Raw genomic sequence first — 19,946 nt, forward strand, 5'->3', positions numbered from 1 at the left:
TGTCACTGGTCGTTCGGACGACCGGGGTCCGCGGATCGGTCCGATGTGACGGACCCGTCCACGGCTGCCGCGTACGCGGTGACGTTCGCCGGCAACAACATGCGCGCGTGACTGCAGTCGACGACGAACTCGCGCACGGTTCCGGTGATCCGCCCCGCCCAGTCGTCGACGGCCGGGCCGCCGGGTGGCGGGTCGGCGGTGGCGGTGACGAACCTCGCATCCCCGGCGTAGGTCCGCGGTCGCCAGTCGGCGGCCAGCGGGGTCGCGGCCAGGAACGTGCGGTGAACCGCTGCGAACTCGTGCTCACTGAGACCCGAGAGAGGCCCACCCGCGTTGCGCACCGACTCCCACGCGTGGGCGATACTCGGCTCTTGCCCGTCGTCGGTGTCGATGTCCAGACCGAATTCGGCCATCAGCTCAGCGACCGACGGGGTCCGGTCGAATCCCGGACGATCGGCCACGACAAAGGAATCCAGCAATGTCAGCTCGTCGACGACGTCGCCCGACTCGGACAGTTGTACCGCCATCTCCTGGGCGATGAGCCCGCCCAGCGACCAGCCGAGCAGCCGGTACGGCCCCTGTGGTGCAACCGAACGGATCAGTTGCACGTAGTGAGCGGCCAGCTCGGTGATCGACTCGGGTGCCCGACCGCCGGACAGCATCGGGTTCTGCAGTCCGTAGACGGCGCGCCCGCGGTCGATGTGCGGCAGCAGTGATGTGAAACTCCACGACAGGCCGATCGCCGGATGCACCACGAACAGCGGACTGTCGTCACCGGTGTGTGCATCCCCGCCGGCAGCCGGCCGTCGTAGCGGCAGCAGGGTCGCGAACGGATCCACCATTCCGGTGGAGTTGTCGGCATCGTCGATCACCGTCGCGAGCTCGGCGGGAGTGGGTGCGCCGAAGAGGATTCCGGCGTTGACGTCGCGGCCGAAGCGCTCGCTGAGTCGGGTGGTGACCGTGGTGGCCATCAGCGAGTTGCCCCCGAGGTCGAAGAACCCTTCCTCGGCACCGACCGCGTCGTCGTCGATCTCGAGCACCTCGGCGAACACGGCAGCCACGGTCGCCTCGGTGCCCGGCCGCGGTGCCCGCGACCGGGACACGATCTCCGGTTGCGGCAGTGCCCGGCGATCGAGTTTGCCGACCGGCGTGAGCGGGATCGCCTCGAGGACGGTGATCGATGACGGGACCATGTGCCGGGGCAGGACCGTCGCAACCTGACGGCGTAGCTCGTCGACATCCGGCGTCTGTCCGTCGGCGGCGGTCACGTAGCTGCGGATCATCGGCGGACCGCTGCCCTCGTGATCGGCCCCGTCGATGATGGTCGCGGCGAAGTCGACCGTCGGCGCGGCGGCCAACGCGTCGTCGATCTCGCCGAGTTCCACACGGAAGCCCCGGATCTGCACCTGATCATCGTCGCGGCCGACGTAACGCAGCCGGTTGTCCGCGGTCCAGCACGCCAGGTCACCGGTGCGATACATCCGGTTGCCGGCGTGACTCGGGCCGGCGACCATCGGCGCGGGAACGAATTTCGTGGACGTCAGTTGCGGTCGCCCGTGATAGCCGCGGGTGACCTGGCCGCCGACGAGGTACAACTCTCCGGTCACCCCCGGCGGCACCGGGTGCAGTCGTTCGTCGAGCACCAGTGCACCCACCCCGTTGTTCGGGGTGCCGATGGTGAGCTCGGTGTCGGCGTCGAGTTCGTCACTGCCGGTGGTGATCACGGTGGTCTCAGTGGGTCCGTAGACGTTGATGACGGTGCGGCCCGGAGCCCAACGGCGGACCAGTTCGGCACCGAAGGCCTCGCCGCCGATGGCCAGCGACGCCAGGGTGGGCACCGCATGGGGATCCATGGTGGCCACTGCGGCCGGCGTGATGAACGCGTGGGTGACCCCGTGGCGGTCGATGAAGTCCGACAACGGTTTACCGCCGTAGACATCAGTCGGCGCGATGACCAGCGCCGACGCCCCGGCCGCAGCCATCAAGAACTCCAGCACCGACGCGTCGAAGCTGGGGGAAGCGAAATGCAGGACCCGTGAGGACATGTTGGGTGCCATCCGGTCGCGCAGCTCGTCGCGCACCGCCCGCAGCCCCGAGTGTGGTACCAGCACGCCCTTGGGCCTGCCGGTCGACCCGGAGGTGTAGATCATGTACGCCAATTGATCGGTGCGGATCGGTGCGATCCGTTCGCCGGGGCCGAGCGGCGCGGGCGACGAATGACCGATGCGGGTTCGAACAGCGGGATCGTCGAGTACGACGACCGGTGTGCCGGCATCGGTGGGAACCGACGAACGTGCCTGCTCGGTGGTCACCACCAGGCGGGCGCCGCTGTCGGCGAGCATGTGCGCGATCCGATCTGCCGGATACGTCGGGTCGATCGGCACGTAGGCGGCGCCGGACCGGACGATCGCCCAGATCGCGACCAGCGCATCGATGGACCGGGGTACGGCCATGGCCACCACAGGTTCGGCCGCCGCGAGGTCCACGGACGCGGGATCAGCGCCGATCCCGCGGCCGAGCAGGACGCGGGCGAGTCGGTTGGCGCGCGCGTCGAGTTCGGCGTAGGTGATCGATGCGTCCTCGGTGATCGCTGCGCAACCGTCCGGGTTGCGCCGCACCGCCTCGTCGAGCAGGGCGTCGAAGGTGGCCGGTGCCGCGGGCGTCGGACCGGTCATCGGCGACAGCCGCGCGACCTCGAGTGGATCGGTGACTCGGATGTCGCCGACGAGGCGCTGCGGGTCGCACAGCATCGCCCGCAGCACCCGCATGAGGCGCATGACGAGCATCTCTACCTCGTCGCGGCGATAGCGTGCCGCCGCATAGGACACCTCGAGGGCTGCGTTGTCGGCGTCCGGGCTCATCCCGGTGACGGTGAACTGCAGATCGAACTTCGCTGTGCCCGTGTCCACCTCGGACACGTCGACGTCGAGACCGGTGTCGACCGACAGCGAGGTGCCATCGATGCCGTCGGCGAAGTCGTGCACCGACAACGCGATCTGGAACAACGGATGCCGTCCGGCCTCGCGAGGTGGGTTGACTTCGCTGACCACGTCGTCGAAGGGCACGTCGCGGTTGTCGAGCGCAGCGAGGTCGTCGTCGCGGACCGCGGCGACGAGGTCGGCGACGCTGCCGCTCGGTTCGATCTGAGTGCGCAGCGCAAGGGTGTTCACGAACATCCCCACCACTCGGGAGAAGTCGAGATCGGTTCCCGACCGCGGCGACCGGTTGGCAACCGGCGTGCCGATCACCAGATCCCGGCCGAGTCCCATACGGTGCAACAGGATCGTCAGGGCGGTGTGCAGTACCGAGAATGCGGTGGTGTGGTGGTCGCGGACGAAGTCGGCCAGCCCGCTACGCACATCGTCGTCGAAGGCAACGGTGGTGACGGCACCGGAATCGTCGTCGGTGCGATCCCCTTCGATCCGCCGATCCCGGTCGGTGCCGCCGTCGGAGACGGGCAGGGTCGTCTCGGTCGGTGCGCCGGCGAGTCGATTCACCCAGTACGCCACCTGATCCTCGGGACGGTCGTCGCCGACGCGTTGCGCGTAGTCGCGGAAGTCGACATCGGCGGGGGGCCACGGATCGGTACGGCCGTCGATTCGTTCCCGGTAAGCGGTCAGCAGGTCGCCGACGAGTACCGGCAACGACGCCCCGTCCGCGGCGATGTGGTGTACGGCGAGCACCAGCACGTGTTCCCCGGTGCCGGCAGCGGCCACCGCAACGCGCAACGGTGCGTCGAGGGTCAGATCGAACGGTCGCGCGGCGAGTTCGTCGGCCACCCCGGACGGATCTGCGTGTCGGTGCACGCGGAGTGCCCCGATGACGTCGGCCGGTTCGTCGAGCACCACGCCGACAGGCCGACCGTCGCGGATCGGATACACCGTGCGCAGTGCGGTGTGTCGCGACACGACATCGGTCAGGGCGCCGCGCAGGGCATCGACCGACAGCTCACCATGCAACCGCAGGGCCAGCGGGATCGTGTACTGCACCGAGTCGGGCGTGGCACGTGTGATCGACCAGAGGCGCCGCTGCACCGGTGCCAGGGGTACGGTCGACGGCCGCTCGGCCGGCGGTCCCGCGGGGGCTGCCGGGGTCACATCGACCTCGGCCCGCTCCGGGTCGATGTCGACGCGATCAGCCAGATCGGCGATCCTCGGGTGGTCGAAGACCTCTCGGACGCGCAGCGGTTCGCCCCGATGGAGGTGGTTGAGCCGGCTGGTCACGGTGGTCGCCTGCAGCGACGTGCCGCCGAGTGCGAAGAAGTCGTCGTCGGCTGCCACCTCGTCGTGGCCGAGCACCTCGGCGATCACTCGCGCCACCACGTGTTCGGCGGCGGATGCCGGTGCCCGGCCGGGCACCGACCGCCGATGGCGGTTCGGCGTGGGCAGAGCCGCGCGATCCAGCTTGCCGTTGCGGGTCAGCGGGATCTGATCGATGACGGTGACCGATGCCGGGACCATCTGCGCGGGTAGACGTCCCCGGACGGTGTCGAGAATGTCGGCACCCTCGGGTCGGTCACCGGCCGCCAGATCATCTCGCAGCGTCACGTACGCGGCCAACGCGGCTTCGGCGCCGCTGCCCACGACCAGTGTGCCGGCCCAGTCGACTGCCCGATGGCGGCCCAACGCGGCGTCCACCTCGTCGAGCTCGATCCGGAAACCACGGACCTTGACCTGATTGTCGGTGCGGCCGTGGTAGATCAGCGCACCGTCGCCGCGTCGGCTCACGATGTCACCGGTCCGGTACATGACCGTGCCGCTACCGCCGGGGGCGGCGACGAACCGGGTCGTGGTGGCCTCCGTGCGGTTGAGATAGCCGCGCGCCACGCCAGGACCGACCAGGTACAGCTCGCCGGGCACGCGGTCGGCGACCGGACGCAGCCGGTGGTCCAGCACCAGGGCGGTCGCGTCGTCGACCGGTGTGCCGATGGTGATCTCGTCACCGGGCGTCAACGGGCGCGACATCGTGGCGACGATCGTGGTCTCGGTGGGGCCGTAGCAGTTGAGATAGCGGCGACCCGGAGCCCAGCGTGCCACCAGTTCCGGCGGTGACGCCTCGCCGCCGACACCGAGGGTCTGCAACGCGGGCAACTCGCGGGGACCGGCCGCCGACAACGCGGCCGGCGTGATGAACGCGTGCGTGACCGCCTGCGTGTCGAGCAAATCGACGAGTTCGTCACCGCCGTACACCGTAGGTGGTGCGATGACCATGGTGGCGCCTGCCTCGACCGCGAGGAGCAGTTCCAGCATCGCGGCATCGAAACTCGGTGACGCGAAGTGCAGGGTACGGCTCTCGGGAGTCACCTGATAGAGCTCCCGCTGCGACGCGGCGAACGCCGCCAATCCGCGGTGGGTGACGCAGACGCCCTTGGGTGTTCCGGTCGAGCCCGACGTGTAGATGACGTAGGCCGCGCTGTCGATGTGGCGCGGTCCGCGCGCGGTGACTCGCGATGTACCCCGACCGGAATCCAGTGCCTCGGGACCGATCCACCAGAGGTGGTGCGGCAGTGTGCCGAAATGCGCGGCGGCCGTGATGCCCAGGATGGCGCCGGAGTCGGCCAGCATGTGGGTCACCCGGTCGGCGGGATAGCCGGGATCGATGGGCAGCGCCGCGGCGCCCGCCTTGGCGACCGCCCACACGGCGACAACGGATTCGATCGAGCGTTCCAAGGCGATCGCGATGACGTCGTCGGTGCCGATACCCAGGTCGATCAGATGGCGCGCCCATGCCGCCGAGCGTTCGTCGAGATCGCGGTAGTCGATGGAGTCGGTGCCCGCTTCGATGGCAGTCCGCGCCGGATGCTCGTGGGCACAAGCCTCGAGAATGTCGGCGAGGTGCCGCGGCTGCGTGGTCGGCGCGGCCACCTCAGGCTGCACACCGAGAACGTGGTCGTCGATGCGGCGATCGGGGTCGGCGACGATCTGCCGGGCCAGCGACACGAATGCATCGGCGATGCGGCGCACGCGCTCACGGCTCAATACGTCACCGGCATAAGTGAAACGTGCCCGGTCGCCGCGTATGCGTAACTCGAGATCGAAACGTGCTGAACCGGTGTCGACCTCCTGCGCCTCGACCGCCAGACCGTCGAGCTCGAGCATCGGACCTGACGGTGTGCGCCCGTCGGTGGTCTCGGCATCGAAGGCCAGGACCACACCGAACAGCGGATGACGGCCGTTGCGTGGGGGATTGACCGCCGCGACAACCTGCTCGAATGGCAGGTCGGCCTGCGACAACGCCTCCAGGTCGCACCGACGCACGGTGTCGAGCAACTCACCGAAGGTGGCCGAACCGTCGATCGGGGTGCGCAACACCACCGAGTTGACGAACATCCCGACGAGATCGGACAGTCGCGGATCATTGCGCCCGGCAACCGGGGTCCCGATCACCACATCGGCGCGATCGCCCGTGACGTGGACGTCTGGGTCGGAGTGCAGCCGATGCAGCAGGGCGGCGAACACGGTGTGCACGGTCATGAAGTCGGTGGCCTTGCCGTCGGCGAGATCACGCAGGCTGCTTCGCAGTCCGGTGTCGAAAGCCACGTCCATGACGCCGGTGTGTGGCTCGTCGTCGGCCCCCTCGACGTGGTCGGGGAGCAGGACGGGGGCGGTGTCGATCCCGTCGAGTTCGCGACGCCACCAGTCGGCCAGTTCGGCTTGCCGCGTCCCGTCCTGCCCGTCGATCCCGTGCGCGTCGATCGACAGACCGCGCTGCGGGTCGACACCCAGATTCTCGGCCTGCCACCGCAGATAGTCGCGGTAACCGACCGAAAGTGGACGCTGCGCCGGTGATCGACCGGCCCGCAGATCCGCGTACGCCTCGGCGATGTCACGCGCCAGCGGCGTCATCGACCAACCGTCGGCAGCGATGTGGTGCACGACGATGGTCAGCTTGTGGTGTTGTTCGCCCGATTTGCTGGTCGGTGAGGAGCGAGGCGCCAGCCGAGTGTCTGTTTCGCTGGCCCCTGAGGAGCGAGGCGCCAGCTGAGTGTCACGAAGGGCCCCACCATCCCGTCCGTTCTCGATGCGGTGCAGCGCGATTCGGATCGGCGCCTCGGTGGTGAGATCGAAACCACGACGCGCCAGCACAGCGGCGTCGGCGTCGGCGCCCGCATCGTCGGTGACGACGGTGGTGAACGCACTCACGACCTCGTCGGCCGATCGGATCTCCATCACCGGGCGGCCGTCGTGTTCGGGGTAGACGGTACGCAACGGTTCGTGGCGCGCCACCGCATGGCGCACGGCGCCACCGAGCGCTTCGACGTCGAGGTCGCCACGCAGGTCGAGCGCGAACGCGATGTTGTAGGCACTGGCTGACATCTCCGTGCCGCCCGCCTCGCCACCGGCCTGTTCGTCGCGTGCCAGGCGGTTGAGGAACCAGAGCTGCTGCTGCGCCGGTCCGGGGGCCACCACGGCGTCGGGATCGTGGCGCAGCTGGGAGAGCGGATGTGTGTCCGTCGCCTGGTCGACCGGGTTACTGTCGGTGGTACCCGATCCGGCCGGTGCCCGGTCGCCGACGTCCGCGGCAAGACGGGCCATCGCGGCGACGGTGGAGTGCTCGAAGACTTCACGCACGCTCACCCGGCGCCCGGCGATCTGCTCGAGACCGCCCACCAGTTGGGTCGCCGACAACGAGTTGCCGCCCAGATCGAAGAAGTCGTGGTCGCGGCCGATCTCGGAGACGTCGAGGCCCAGCTGTTCGGCCAGCAGTGCGGCCACCGACCGTTCGGCGGCGGTACGTGGCGCCACATAGCTCGTGTCGGTGTCGATGCCGAGTGACGCCGGGTCGGGCAGCGCCCGGAGATCGACCTTGCCGATCGGGGTGGTGGGGATCTCGTCGAGTTCGATGATCGCCGACGGGATCATGTGCCGGGGCAACCGCTGCGCCAGACGAGCTCGGATGTCGGCTGTCACGTTGCCGCCGGCGTCGCGGGCGGCGACGGTGAGGGTGACGTAGGCGACGAGCCGGGCCGTCGACGGAGCACCGACGGTGGTGGCCACCGCGGCGGTCACCAGGTCGTCGTTGACGAGGGCGGCGTCGATCTCGCCCAGTTCGATCCGGTGGCCGCGGATCTTGATCTGATGGTCGGCACGGCCACGGAACTCCAGCCGGCGTCCGGTCGGTTCCGGTGTGTCACTGGTCCATCGCACCAGGTCGCCGGTGCGGTACATGCGGTCGCCGGGATCGCCATAGGGGTTGGCGACGAAGCGTTTCGAGGTCAGCGGTCGCACCCCGTGGTACCCACGGGCCAGGTGCGGGCCGGCGATGTAGAGTTCGCCGACCGACCCGGGTGCGACCGGCTGCAACCGTTCGTCCAGCACCATCGCGGCAATCCCGCGGATCGGACGGCCGATGGTGAGGATTTCGTCGCCTGGGTCGATCTCACCGGACATGGTGGCGACCACGGTGGTCTCGGTGGGCCCGTACGCGTTGAACAGGGCCCGGCGGGCCGACCAGCGCCGCACGACCTCCGGGTTGGGGTGCTCGCCACCGATGACGAGCGTCCGAAGGTCCGGGAGCTCATCGGGATCCATCGTCGACAACAACGACGGCGTCAGGAATGCGTGGGTGATGCGATGTGCCCGCAGCAGTTCGGCGAGTTCACGCCCACCGACGACCCCGGACGGTGCGACATGCATGGTGGCCGCCGCAGACACGGCCATCAGCAGTTCGAGAACCGAGGCGTCGAAGCTGGGGGAGGCCAGTTGCAGGGTCCGGCTCTCGGGGCTCAGACCGAATGCGCGCACCTCCTCGGCGGCGAAGTCGGCGATGCCTCGGTGATTGACCACCACACCCTTCGGGGTGCCGGTGGTGCCCGAGGTGTAGATCAGATACGCCGGATGGTCGACGTCGAGCGGCGCGTGGCGGTCCGTGTCGGTCGGCGCCGTCGCGTCGAGTTCGTCGAGCTCGGCACGGATCCCGTCGTCGTCGAGAAGCACGGTGTGTGCTCGCTCGACGCCGGGGTCGCTGTCGCGGGTGGTCACCACCAGTTCTGCGCCGGAGTCATCGATCATGAAGGCGATGCGCTCGGCGGGATACTCCGGATCCACCGGGACCCACGCCGCGCCGGTGCGGGCGATCGCCCAGAGTGTGACGATCCAGTCGACGCCGCGCGGCATCGACACGGCGACGAACCTCTCGGGTCCCGCTCCGAGCGTGAGCAGCAGTCGGGCCAGCCGGTTGGCGGCGGCGTCGAGTTCGGAATAGGTGAGTGCGCGGGTGCCGTCGGTGACGGCCACCCGGTGCGGTTCGGCGTCGACGGCGGTCGTCAGGATGCGGGACAGGTGCTCGACCGGGCGCTTCCCGGCGCCCACCGCGGGAACCAGATCGAGTCGCTCAATCGGTTCCAGCAGCGAGACGTCGCCGATGGTGACCTGCGGGTCGGCGAGGACCGCGGTGATCAGGCGACGCAACCTGGTGCTCAGTCCGGTGATGGTCGAACGGTCGAACAATGCTGCAGCATAACCGAGTTCGATGCTCATTCCGCCCGGTCCGCCGTCGGCGGCGCGATGCTCGGTGAAGGTGAACTGCAAGTCGAATTTGGTGTGTCCGGTGTCGATCCGCGATGCGGTGGCCGCCAGTCCGGCGAAGTCCACGTCGATGGCGGAGCTGTCCTCGAGTGCCACGGACACCTGAAAGAGCGGATGCGAGTTACCCCGGTCCGGGTTGAGTTCGGTCACCAGCCGGTCGAACGGCAGGTCGGCATGCTCGAACGCAGCAAGGTCTCGGTCGCGGACGTGCGTCAGCAGCTCGGCGAACGAGCTGTCCTTGGCCACGTCGGTCCGGAGGACGACGGTGTTGACGAACATCCCGACCATCGCGTCCACCTCGGCGTCGCCGCGGCCGGAGACCGGCGTGCCGACAGAGATGTCGGAGGTCTGGCTCATGCTGCGCAGCAGCGTCGCCACCAGCGCGTGGCACACCATGAACACCGTCGACCCGTGGGCTTCGGCGATGTCTCGGACCTTCTGGTGCACAGCCGGTTCGAGGCCGGCGTGCAGCAGGCCGCCGGTCGCATCGGGAACGCGGGGACGTGGGCGATCGAAAGGCAGTTCGGTCTCGCGCGGCGCATCGGCCAGTTCGGCAGACCAGAAGCCGAGGTCCTCGGCCACGGTGTCGGCGAGTTGTGCGTGTCGCCGGGCACTGACCTGAGAGTAGGTCAGTGGGAGCGCGACGAAGTCGGGTGCCGCACCATCGCGACGGGCACGATAGGCCTGCGCGAGATCGGTGGCCAGTGGTGCCAGCGACCAGCCATCGGCGGCGATGTGATGGATCACCACGGTCAGATGGTGGTCGGCGTCGCCGGTACGGATGATTCGTGCCCGGATCGGCAGGTCGGCGGCGAGGTCGAATGGTGCCGAAGCGAATTCGGTCACCGGCGAGGCCGCCTCGGCGTCGAGCACCGGAACCCGGAGATCCACGTCGGCTGCGTCGATCACGTCGGCGTACGGGGTCCCGGCGTGTTCGGTCACGCGGGTGCGCAACGGTTCATGCCGGGCGACGACATCGCGCATCGCCTCCGCCAGGGCGTCGGTGTCGAGCTCGCCGACCAGCCGGACCGTGAACGGGATGTTGTAGGTCGCGGCGTCGGTGGTCTCCATCCGGTTGGTCAGCCAGAGTCGGGTGGCCGCCGGCGAGAGCGGGACGGGCCCGGCAGGGAGGTCGGCAGAAGCGATGTCGGCAGTCGCGACGTCCGGCGCGGGCGCGTCGGCGAGCACGGTCTCGTCGACACCGAGCGACCGGACGGCGTCGGCGATACCCGCGATGTCCTTGGCGTCGAACAGGGTCCGGATACCCACGCGGTGGCCCGTCGATCGGGTCAGGCGTGCCGCGACCCGGGTCGCCGACAACGAGTTGCCACCGATGTCGAAGAAGCTATCGGTCATCGAGATCCGGTCCACGCCCAGGACGGCGGACACAGTGTCGGCGACCAGCGCGTCCAGCGGTGCCGTCGGGGCGACGTACTCTCCGGCGTCGCGATACGCGGGCGCCGGCAGCGCACGCCGGTCGAGCTTCCCGTTGGGTGTGGTGGGCAGCTCGTCGAGCACCACGATGGCGGTGGGGATCATGTGCTCGGGGAGCCGGTCGCCGAGTTCGACGCGGAGATCACGGTCACCGAGGTCGTTGTCGCCGATCACGTACCCGACGAGCGTCTGTTCACCGGCGACGACGTCGTCGCGGATGAGGACGGCTGCCGAGCGGACGCCACTCAGTGTGCTCAGGGCGGCTTCCACCTCACCGAGCTCGACTCGCTGGCCGCGGATCTTGACCTGGGAGTCACTGCGCCCGAGATACTCCAGTTCGCCGTCGGGACGGCGCCGGACCAGATCCCCGGTGCGGTAGAGGCGGTCGCCGCCACCGTGCGGGTCGGCGACGAATCGTCCCGCAGTCAGATCCGCGCGGCCGGTGTAGCCCCGCGCGAGTTGCACGCCGGACAGATACAGTTCGCCGACCGCTCCGATCGGTTGCGGTCGCAGACGGTGGTCGAGCACGTATGCGGCGGTGTTCCATACCGGAGTACCGATCGGCACCGTGCTGTCGTCGGTGGCGCAGCGGTCGTGAAAGGTCACGTCGATCGCGGCCTCGGTGGGCCCATAGAGGTTGTGGATCGGTGCATCGGTGAGCGTGGCGGTGGCGCCGACGGTCTCCGGCGTCAACGCCTCCCCGCTGGTGAAGATCTGCCGCAGCGAGCCCAGATCGTCGTGAGTCGCGGCCGCGTCGTCGCCGTGAGCGGCGGAGAAGGTGGACAGCATCGACGGGACGAAGTGGACGGTGGTGATCTGTGTCGCTGCGATCACGTCCCGCAGATACCACGGATCGCGGTGCCCGTCCGGGCGCGGGATCACCAGTGATGCACCGGACACCAACGGCCAGAAGAACTCCCACACCGACACGTCAAAGGTGGCGGGGGTCTTCTGCAGGACCCGGTCGTCGGGGGTGAGGGTGTAGCGCGACTGCATCCAGCGCAGGCGGTTGACGATCGCCCGGTGGGAGATCATGACACCCTTGGGTTTTCCGGTCGACCCAGAGGTGAACAGGACGTAGGCGGGGTGATCGCCGCGTAGGGAGTCGCGTACGCGGCGACGGGCGGCGCGGGTGGTGACCGCCGGAGCCGCGGAGTGGTCGGCGAGACCGGACAGGGTGACGGTCTCGACAGTCGGGTCGGTGGTCTGTGGGCGGCCGAGGGCGCCGATCACCAGGGTCGGTCGGGCGGTCGACATGATGTGACCGAGTCGTTCGGCAGGTTCGTCCGGGTCGATGGGCAGAAAGGCACCACCGGCGCGGATCGTCGCGTGCAGCGCCACCACCTGGTCGATGCTGCGGGGCAACGCCACCCCGACCACACTCTCCGGCCCGACACCGCGGGCCCGCAGGCCCGCCGCGACGGCTTCGGCGCGCGCGGTCAATTCGGCGTAGCTGAGCTGACCGATTGTCGCGCCGATGTGGTCGGTGTACTCGGAGACAGGGGACTCGGAGACGGTGTACTCGGAGACGGGGGAATCGGAGACGGGAGAATCGTCGAGCAGAGCTGCCCGGCGACCGTGACGGCCGGCGGCATCGGAGAGCAGATCGAGCAGGGTAGTGTCGCCGAGGTCGACGGGCTCCCCGATAGCCGTGTGTGCCACGGTGCGGGCTTCTTCATCACCCATCACCGCGAGGTCGCCGACCGCGGTTGCCGGGTCAGCCGTGACGAACCGCTCCAGGAACTCCACGATTCGCCCATGGTGGGTGCGGATCTCCCATGGTGAGTAGACATTCGGATTGGCCTCGAGATCGAGCCGCATCCCGCCGGTGAAGCCGTCATAGACATTGACCGACGCATCCTCGACCGGGCCGGTGGACAGGACATTCAGTTCGCCGCGCAGGGTGCCGAAATCGATGTGCTCGAAGAACAGCATCACGTTGACCATCGGGCCGAAGAAGCCACGTCGGCCCCCGGCGGCGCCGAGCACATCGCCGGTGATGTCCTCGTGGCGGAACTTCTGGTGGCGCACGGCCTGTTTGATCTCACGGTTCACCGATCCCAGGAGGTCGGCGACGGACACCGGTTGCGCACCACCGTCGATGCGTGCGCGCACCGGCACGACGTTGGAGGTCAGGCCGGCCGAGGTCCGCAGGATGTCGCGGTCGCGGGCAGCCATCGGCAGGCTCAGCATGGTCGTGTCGCGGTCGTTGAGCCGTGCCAGGTAGGCGGCGACCGCGGCAGTGATCACCGACGCGGCGCGCACACCGTGTTCGGTGGCGCGGGCACGGATGCGATCGACCAACGCCCGCGGCAGGGTGTGCGCCCGCACGGTTGCGGTCGGCGCGGCTGCCGCGGTCGCCGACGACAGCGACGTGATCTCGGGCAGTTGCCCACTGTCGCCGCCCGCATGCGCATCATCGAGCAGGGTGGCCGCCCAGTGCGCGCGGTCCCGGGCGAACTGATCGGACGACCGGTACTCGGCGTCGAGTGCGGCGATGTCGGCCATCGAGGCGATGTCGGCCGGCGGGGCTTCGTCGCCGTCGACGATTGCGGTGTAGTGCTGTGCGACGCGCAGCATCATGTACATCGCCGCGTACCCGTCGAACGCCAGGTGGTGACCCCAGCAGTACCAAATGTGATGTCTGTCGCCGAGGCGCAGCAGATAGGTCTCGAGCAGCGGATCGGTGAACAGGTCGGTTACCTGGGACCGGTGCTCGTCGATCCAGGTCATCGCCGCCGCACGTGGATCGTCGGCCGCGCTGAAGTCACGTCGCCCCAGGGTGACCGTGCGGGTGCGGTCCACCACCACGTGCGGTTCGTCGTCGCCGGCGTCCACCAGGCGCAGCAGTCCCGATTCGGTCTCGTCGCAGGTCACTGCGACGGCGCGCTGCATGATGTCGCCGTCGACGGTGTCGCGGAACTCGGCGAAGGCCGCCACCGCCATCGGCACATCGGGGTCGAGCTGCTGGGCGTAGTAGATGCCGCGCTGGGCCGCGGTCATCGACAGCGGCGCGCCGAGGCCGTCGGCGGAGTGGGCATCGGTGCGGATGACGTTGTCGGTGGTCACGCAGTCCTCCTCGTCTCGGCGGTGCCATCGGCCGGGTGGCCGACCATGTGTGCCGTCTGCGGGTACTTCGCGTGGCGAAGGGTGGGCGGATTGGTCTGCTTTCGGGCCCCGCCGACAGATTCCGGAATCGCGCCGAGAGCATGCGGAATCGCGCCGGCTTGACCCGGTAACCTGTCGTGAAAATGTCTGCGCACGTGGAGTGCTCCACGGATTTGGTCCCCACCTGCGGTTCCCCTACACTTGTGGGGTTGCCTGCGGCACTGACGTGCCGCAAATCGGCTCGCGAACCCACTGGGATGGCCGTCGGAAGACGAAAACCCCAGGCAGGCGCGTGTCCGGTGGGCAGCAGACCGTGTGCGTCGGGTCGGCAATCCGGCGGGCATACAAGTCCAGGTCAAGGAGACAACGAGTGATTCAGCAGGAATCTCGCCTGCGGGTCGCCGACAACACCGGAGCAAAGGAAATCCTCTGCATCCGCGTGCTCGGCGGTTCCTCGCGGCGCTATGCCGGCATTGGTGATGTGATCGTCGCCACTGTCAAGGACGCCATCCCCGGTGGCAACGTGAAGAAGGGCGAGGTCGTCAAGGCCGTCGTCGTGCGCACCTCCAAGGAGCGCCGCCGTTCGGACGGCAGCTACATCCGCTTCGACGAGAACGCGGCCGTCATCCTCAAGGGTGAGAGCGATCCCCGCGGGACCCGCATCTTCGGCCCGGTCGGCCGTGAGCTGCGTGAGAAGAAGTTCATGAAGATCGTGTCGCTGGCACCGGAGGTGATCTGACATGAAGGTGCACAAGGGTGACACCGTGATCGTCATCTCGGGCAAGGACAAGGGCGCCAAGGGCAAGGTCATCCAGGCCTTCCCGCAGGAGCAGCGAGTTCTGGTCGAGGGCGTCAACCGCATCAAGAAGCACACCGCCGCCTCGGCCAACGAGCGTGGCGCATCCTCCGGCGGCATCGTGACCCAGGAGGCCCCGATCCACGTGTCGAACGTGATGGTCGTGGACTCCGACGGAAACCCGACCCGCGTGGGCTACCGCGTGGACGAGGAGTCCGGCAAGAAGGTCCGTATTTCCCGCAAGAACGGGAAGGACATCTGATCATGACTTCTACTGAAACCAAGACCCAGCCGCGCCTGAAGACTCGCTACCGCGAGGAGATCAAGGACGCGCTCAACACCGAGTTCGACTACGCCAACGTCATGCAGATCCCCGGCGTGGTCAAGGTCGTCGTGAACATGGGTGTCGGCGACGCCGCCCGCGACGCCAAGCTGATCAACGGTGCCGTCGAGGACCTCGCGCTGATCACCGGTCAGCGCCCGGAGATCCGGCGCGCCCGCAAGTCCATCGCGCAGTTCAAGCTGCGTGAGGGCATGCCGATCGGTGCCCGCGCCACGCTGCGCGGCGACCGGATGTGGGAGTTCCTGGACCGTCTCGTGTCCATCGCACTGCCGCGTATCCGCGACTTCCGCGGACTCTCCGATCGCCAGTTCGACGGCAACGGCAACTACACGTTCGGCCTCAACGAGCAGTCGATGTTCCACGAGATCAACATCGACAAGATCGACCGGCCGCGCGGTATGGACATCACCGTCGTGACCACGGCGACCAACGACGAGGAAGGCCGCGCGCTGCTGCGTCACCTGGGCTTCCCGTTCAAAGACAACTCCGTGAAGGAGAACTGACATGGCAAAGAAGGCTCTGGTCAACAAGGCCAACAAGAAGCCCAAGTTCGCCGTGCGGGCCTACACCCGGTGCAACAAGTGCGGTCGTCCGCACTCGGTGTTCCGCAAGTTCGGTCTGTGCCGCGTGTGCCTGCGCGACATGGCGCACGCCGGCGAGCTCCCGGGCGTGCAGAAGTCCAGCTGGTAACTCCCGATCCCGTAGTACCAACCGGCGCTACACGCCGGTAAGTACTACGGATTCGAAGGGTTTGGCGATCGGCCCCACCTCCACGACGGAGGTGGGGCCGATCGTGCTACCCGGCAGTGGGTTTCCGTCGCCGGCGTTCCTTCCGGTTGGGACCGTAGCTGCGCGAGATGACTCGCGGTCCGGTGATCGGGACCGCTGGATCGGACAGAACGCCCTTCACCGGTTGATGCTCCGGCTCGAGCGCGTACGCCTCATCCCAAGGGAAGTGACCCCAGTCGTCGGGCCAGATCACCTGCAGGGCGGGCGCGTCGGGGAACAGGACGTTGCTCACGCACATGTCGTCCTTGTCGATGAGTTCGACGAGGCGTAGCGGCACATCCAGTGCGGCGACACAGATCTCGGTGCCGGCCTGCACGAGTTCGGTCCAGTCGCACCGATGCAGCAGGTCCCCGAGTTCGTTGATCACCGCGCTGGAGGTCGCGGCGTCTAGGCCGTAGACGATCAGCTCGGGGATCGAATGCAGCGTCAGGCCGGTGGAATAGGCGAAGGCGCAGTCGGGTACCTCGCAGTCCTCCGCGCACTCGGCGCACAACTCCGAGACCGCGGTCACCGACCACCCGTGTGCTCGAATGCGATGGATCGTGTCCTGGACGAGCGGCTCGGGATGCCATCGCGGCAACCCCCGGATCGCGGCGGCGTGGTCGGACATGTTCGCTCCTTTGTTCGAAGGTGCGGTCCAGTAGACCAGGCGGGTCCGACAGGTTCATCCGGCTCCAAGCGGCCGAAGGAGACGAGCGATCGGCGCAGCGCGGATCAGCTTGCCGATCGCTGCGCGATCCCAACCACCTCGTCCTCGGTGGGCGGACTCGGCGGGTGATGACTCAAGCAGAGCGGGGTCGTCACCTTGGTGAACCCGGCGCCCTCGCGCGCGACGTAGAACACGCCGGTGCTCAGGCGGCCGACGTCGCCGATCGAACTGCCCTTCGCGCGGGCGATCTCCTGTGCGGTCGCGATCTGCACAGGTGCGTTGAGCATGCCGAAGAACTGCGTGGCGGAATTGCCGGGGATCTTGGCGTTGAGACCCTTGGGTGCCTGCGTCGCGAACACCAGGCCGAGTCCGTACTTGCGTGCCTGCGACACCAACGCCAACGTGCTCTGCAGGCAGGCGGTGCCACGGTCGGCGGGCGCATAGTTCTGCGCTTCGTCCATCACGAAGAGTCCGCCGAGCGGCCGCCCCTCGGCTGGGTGCTTCTTGATCCACGCGAACAGCGCCATCTGCAGTTCGTTGACGAAGTTCTGTCTCTTGTCATCGCTGGCCAATGCCGAGAGGTTGATCACCGAGACGCGGGCGCGATACCCGGGAGACGGCGTGAGCAAAACCGCGGGGTCCGCGGGCGCTCCGGTGCCGCCGAAGAGCGGGTCGTATGCGCGTGCGGCCTTGAGGTTCTCGGCCATCTCGGCGGCATAGCGGCGCGCCTCCCGCAGTCCGCTGACGTCGTCGGGCAGGTCCGTCAGCAGATCGATGAACTCGACGATCCCGCCGGACTGCCGTCGACCGAAATAGCGCAGAGAGTCCATCAACACGGCCCGTGACTGCGTGGCCTTGGCGGTCTTGCCGCCGACCATCGCCCGGGGGATGAGTCCGGCCGTCGCCGCTTCCACGGCCGCCTCGAACTCGTCCGCGTCGTCGGCGACCTCACTCAGATCCGGGAGCGGGCGAAAGCTCAACGGACGGCCCGACGAACGGCCCGGGGTGAACACGGCGACCTCGGTCCCGGCGATGTAGTCGGCGGCCTTGTCGCGTTCCGCGTCGTCGGCCCACGTGCGCTCGTCGTGCGGCCATGCCGAGCCGAGCCGTGACAGATCGTTGTTCACGTCCAACACGATCGACGAGACACCCTGCAGCGCACATTCTTCGACGATCCGTCGGATCAGGACGGTCTTGCCGGAACCGGACCCGGCGAAGATCGCGGTGTGTTTGCGCAGGGCCTCGAGCGCGATGGTGACCGGACGTCCGGACCCGACCTCTGCACCCATGGTGATCTTCCCGGCGTCGGCATCGCCACTGATGATCGGCGCGGGTGGCCGTGCGGCGGCGCCGAGCACGACACTCGTGGCCGACTCACTGAGCGCGGACACCGCGTAACGGTCGCCGCTGCGATCGGGCGTGACGGCGGAGCGGCCCCGTGGCCGTTCGTGTCGTGCCGGCTGGTCGGTCCGGACGAGGTCGTCGACCGTTGCGGCAGGCGGGACGGCGCGCGCGGCGGGCTCGAGGATCTTCGCGATGAAACCGACTCGCGCGGCGGGGTTTCGGCGGGCGGTCCATTCGCTGAGAAATTCCGAACGCTCCGAACGTATCCGCGCGAGTGCAGTGAGGACCGTGATGTCGTCGTCGGTCCAGGCGACGACCCGTCCACCCCGCTGGTGGAGTTCGGTGACCATCTCCGCGGTCTTGGCCCCCGACGGCCAGGGGCCGCGGCGGAGGATGACCAGGGTGCGTGCGGCGCTGCCGAGTGACAGCCCGGCGGCGGTCGTCGCGTTGGCGAGACGGGCCTGCACCGAGCGTGGGTGCGTGGCCGAGACGGCCCGGAAGCTCCACGATTCCTCGGCATCGGTCTCGGCGTCGAGAATCCGCGTGATCCGTCCGTGGAGCACGGCTTTGGGACTGGGCTTGGGGTCCTGGCGGAAGGCGTCACCGGTGTCGCCGAGTGCCTCGATCCAGGAGGCGAACCCGGCCTGCAACAAAGCCGGCACGGTCTGATCCTCCGACTCCGGCGTCAGGGCGAGGGAGGGATCGGCCGCCGCGAGCAGCTCCGCGAAGCGCTGATCGAGTTGTGCCAGTTCCGGTTTCTCGTCGTCGGTGGGTACCGGCTCGACCGGCGTGTCGGTTGTCAACGACGCCATCTCGCGGAAGGCGTCGGCGCGCAGGCATACCCCGATGTGACGGTCGACGGTCCGCATCAGTTCCCGCGGGGTGAAGTCGACGGACGCCGACAGTGCGGCGTCCGAGACCGGCCAGGTGGGATATGGCGCGATGAAGTCCGCCTCGGTGAAGCACGGCGCGAACCGCTTGGCCAGCAACGCCCGACCGAAGTCGGCAGATGGCGGACGCTGCAGTCGTGGTGGCTGGCGGAACCGGTCCATCGCCGACGCCATGACATTGGCCTCGAGATACTCCCACGCTGCGGTGATGGAGGAGACCACGGCGGCCGTCCGGCTCATTGTCTCGCGGATCGACATGAGCCCGTGAGCCACCTTCTCGACCGAGTTCTCGTCGTGGCGGTTCTCAGATTTGGCGGCTTCGATCAGGGTGTCGATCTGGTCGATCGCGACGACCGTCGCATTGTCGAAAGCGATGATGCGCGAGATGTTCTCGACGATTTCCTGGTAGCCCAGGCGGGCATTGCGGATTCCCCACTCCGCGAGCTCCTCGCCGTCGTCGACGTCGAGGTGCAGGAACGCCTCGCCGAGGTCCTTGGTGGCGAAGTCGTCGGCCTCGGTCAGCACCAGTGCCCGCAGGATGTGTTGGGACCGCCGGCGGTGACGCGAGTGCATGGTGTAGACGGCGGTCACGTAGCGGTCCAGGATGACCGGGGTCACCGACGTCTGGCCGGTCACCGCCGCCAGGTCGTCGGGGTCGACACCGGTGGCCGTGCCGAGTCGGTCGAGCAGCTGGGCGAGTTGAGAGCGGTGCGTCGGGGTGTGCCGGCTGAGGTCCTCCAACATGGCAACCAACACCGAACGCCAGAAGTCCTCACCGTCGAGCAGCTTCACCAGGAAGAAGTACCCGCCTGCCGCCTGGACCCGTTCGCGCACCTGACCGAGTAGGTGCGTCTTCCCGGCGCCTGCGGGACCCCGTACGGCGACACCGAGCGGGCTCGTCGCCTTGCTGCGCTGCGCGTCGACGAAGGCGCGCATGATGTCGTCCACTGTGGACTCGTGCAGGCCGGGGACATGCAAGGGAGCCTGGGCGCCCCAGACGTCGTCCGGGGTGGCGGCCCAGTCGAGACGTATCGATTCCAAGGCCCGCCGGGTGCGTTCATCCATC

The 19,946-nt window shown here is 68.4% G+C and carries 7 protein-coding genes; 4 read left to right on the forward strand and 3 right to left on the reverse strand.

Translation table 11 applies throughout. The features are described from left to right. Positions 1-2 precede the first annotated feature (2 nt). Positions 3-14,030 carry a non-ribosomal peptide synthetase gene (locus OSB52_RS09880; RefSeq protein WP_372512392.1) on the reverse strand — a complete coding sequence of 4,676 codons (14,028 nt, stop codon included), beginning with the start codon at positions 14,028-14,030 and terminating at the stop codon, positions 3-5. A gap of 409 nt (positions 14,031-14,439) precedes the next feature. On the opposite strand from OSB52_RS09880, the gene rplN reads away from it, so the two are divergent. From rplN to OSB52_RS09900, 4 genes are read left to right on the forward strand one after another with little or no spacing between them, the layout of a single operon-like run. Further along, positions 14,440-14,808, forward strand: a complete 369-nt coding sequence (gene rplN / locus OSB52_RS09885) for a 50S ribosomal protein L14 (RefSeq protein ID WP_235724965.1) — start codon at positions 14,440-14,442, stop codon at positions 14,806-14,808. Position 14,809: 1 nt separating this feature from the next. Then, the gene (rplX, locus tag OSB52_RS09890) at positions 14,810-15,127 is read left to right on the forward strand and encodes a 50S ribosomal protein L24 (protein WP_235724966.1); all 318 of its coding nucleotides are present in this window, start codon (positions 14,810-14,812) and stop codon (positions 15,125-15,127) included. 2 nt (positions 15,128-15,129) lie between these two features. Further along, a complete protein-coding gene (gene rplE, locus OSB52_RS09895; RefSeq protein ID WP_235724967.1) occupies positions 15,130-15,711 on the forward strand; it encodes a 50S ribosomal protein L5 in 582 nt (193 codons plus the stop codon). A 1-nt stretch (position 15,712) separates the two neighbouring features. Continuing rightward, complete coding sequence (locus OSB52_RS09900; RefSeq protein ID WP_160900647.1) at positions 15,713-15,898, forward strand: type Z 30S ribosomal protein S14; 186 nt, start codon at positions 15,713-15,715, stop codon at positions 15,896-15,898. A gap of 106 nt (positions 15,899-16,004) precedes the next feature. On the opposite strand, the gene OSB52_RS09905 is transcribed toward OSB52_RS09900, so the two are convergent. Together OSB52_RS09905 and OSB52_RS09910 are read right to left on the reverse strand one after the other, a co-directional pair. Beyond that, complete coding sequence (locus OSB52_RS09905) at positions 16,005-16,607, reverse strand: DUF4262 domain-containing protein (protein ID WP_266061526.1); 603 nt, start codon at positions 16,605-16,607, stop codon at positions 16,005-16,007. A 104-nt stretch (positions 16,608-16,711) separates the two neighbouring features. After that, positions 16,712-19,945: a helicase HerA domain-containing protein gene (locus tag OSB52_RS09910; RefSeq protein WP_266061527.1), complete on the reverse strand. Its 3,234-nt coding sequence runs from the start codon at positions 19,943-19,945 to the stop codon at positions 16,712-16,714. Position 19,946 lies beyond the last annotated feature (1 nt).

It is taken from the genome of Gordonia aquimaris (assembly GCF_026262595.1).
Classification (GTDB): Bacteria; Actinomycetota; Actinomycetes; order Mycobacteriales; family Mycobacteriaceae; genus Gordonia; species Gordonia tangerina.

Excerpts from the sequence above, each read along its gene's own strand:
- OSB52_RS09910 (WP_266061527.1), bottom strand. The coding sequence starts at position 19,945 with ATGGATGAACGCACCCGGCGGGCCTTGGAATCGATACGTCTCGACTGG.
- OSB52_RS09900 (WP_160900647.1), top strand. The coding sequence starts at position 15,713 with ATGGCAAAGAAGGCTCTGGTCAACAAGGCCAACAAGAAGCCCAAGTTC.
- OSB52_RS09905 (WP_266061526.1), bottom strand. The coding sequence starts at position 16,607 with ATGTCCGACCACGCCGCCGCGATCCGGGGGTTGCCGCGATGGCATCCC.
- rplX (WP_235724966.1), top strand. The coding sequence starts at position 14,810 with ATGAAGGTGCACAAGGGTGACACCGTGATCGTCATCTCGGGCAAGGAC.
- rplE (WP_235724967.1), top strand. The coding sequence starts at position 15,130 with ATGACTTCTACTGAAACCAAGACCCAGCCGCGCCTGAAGACTCGCTAC.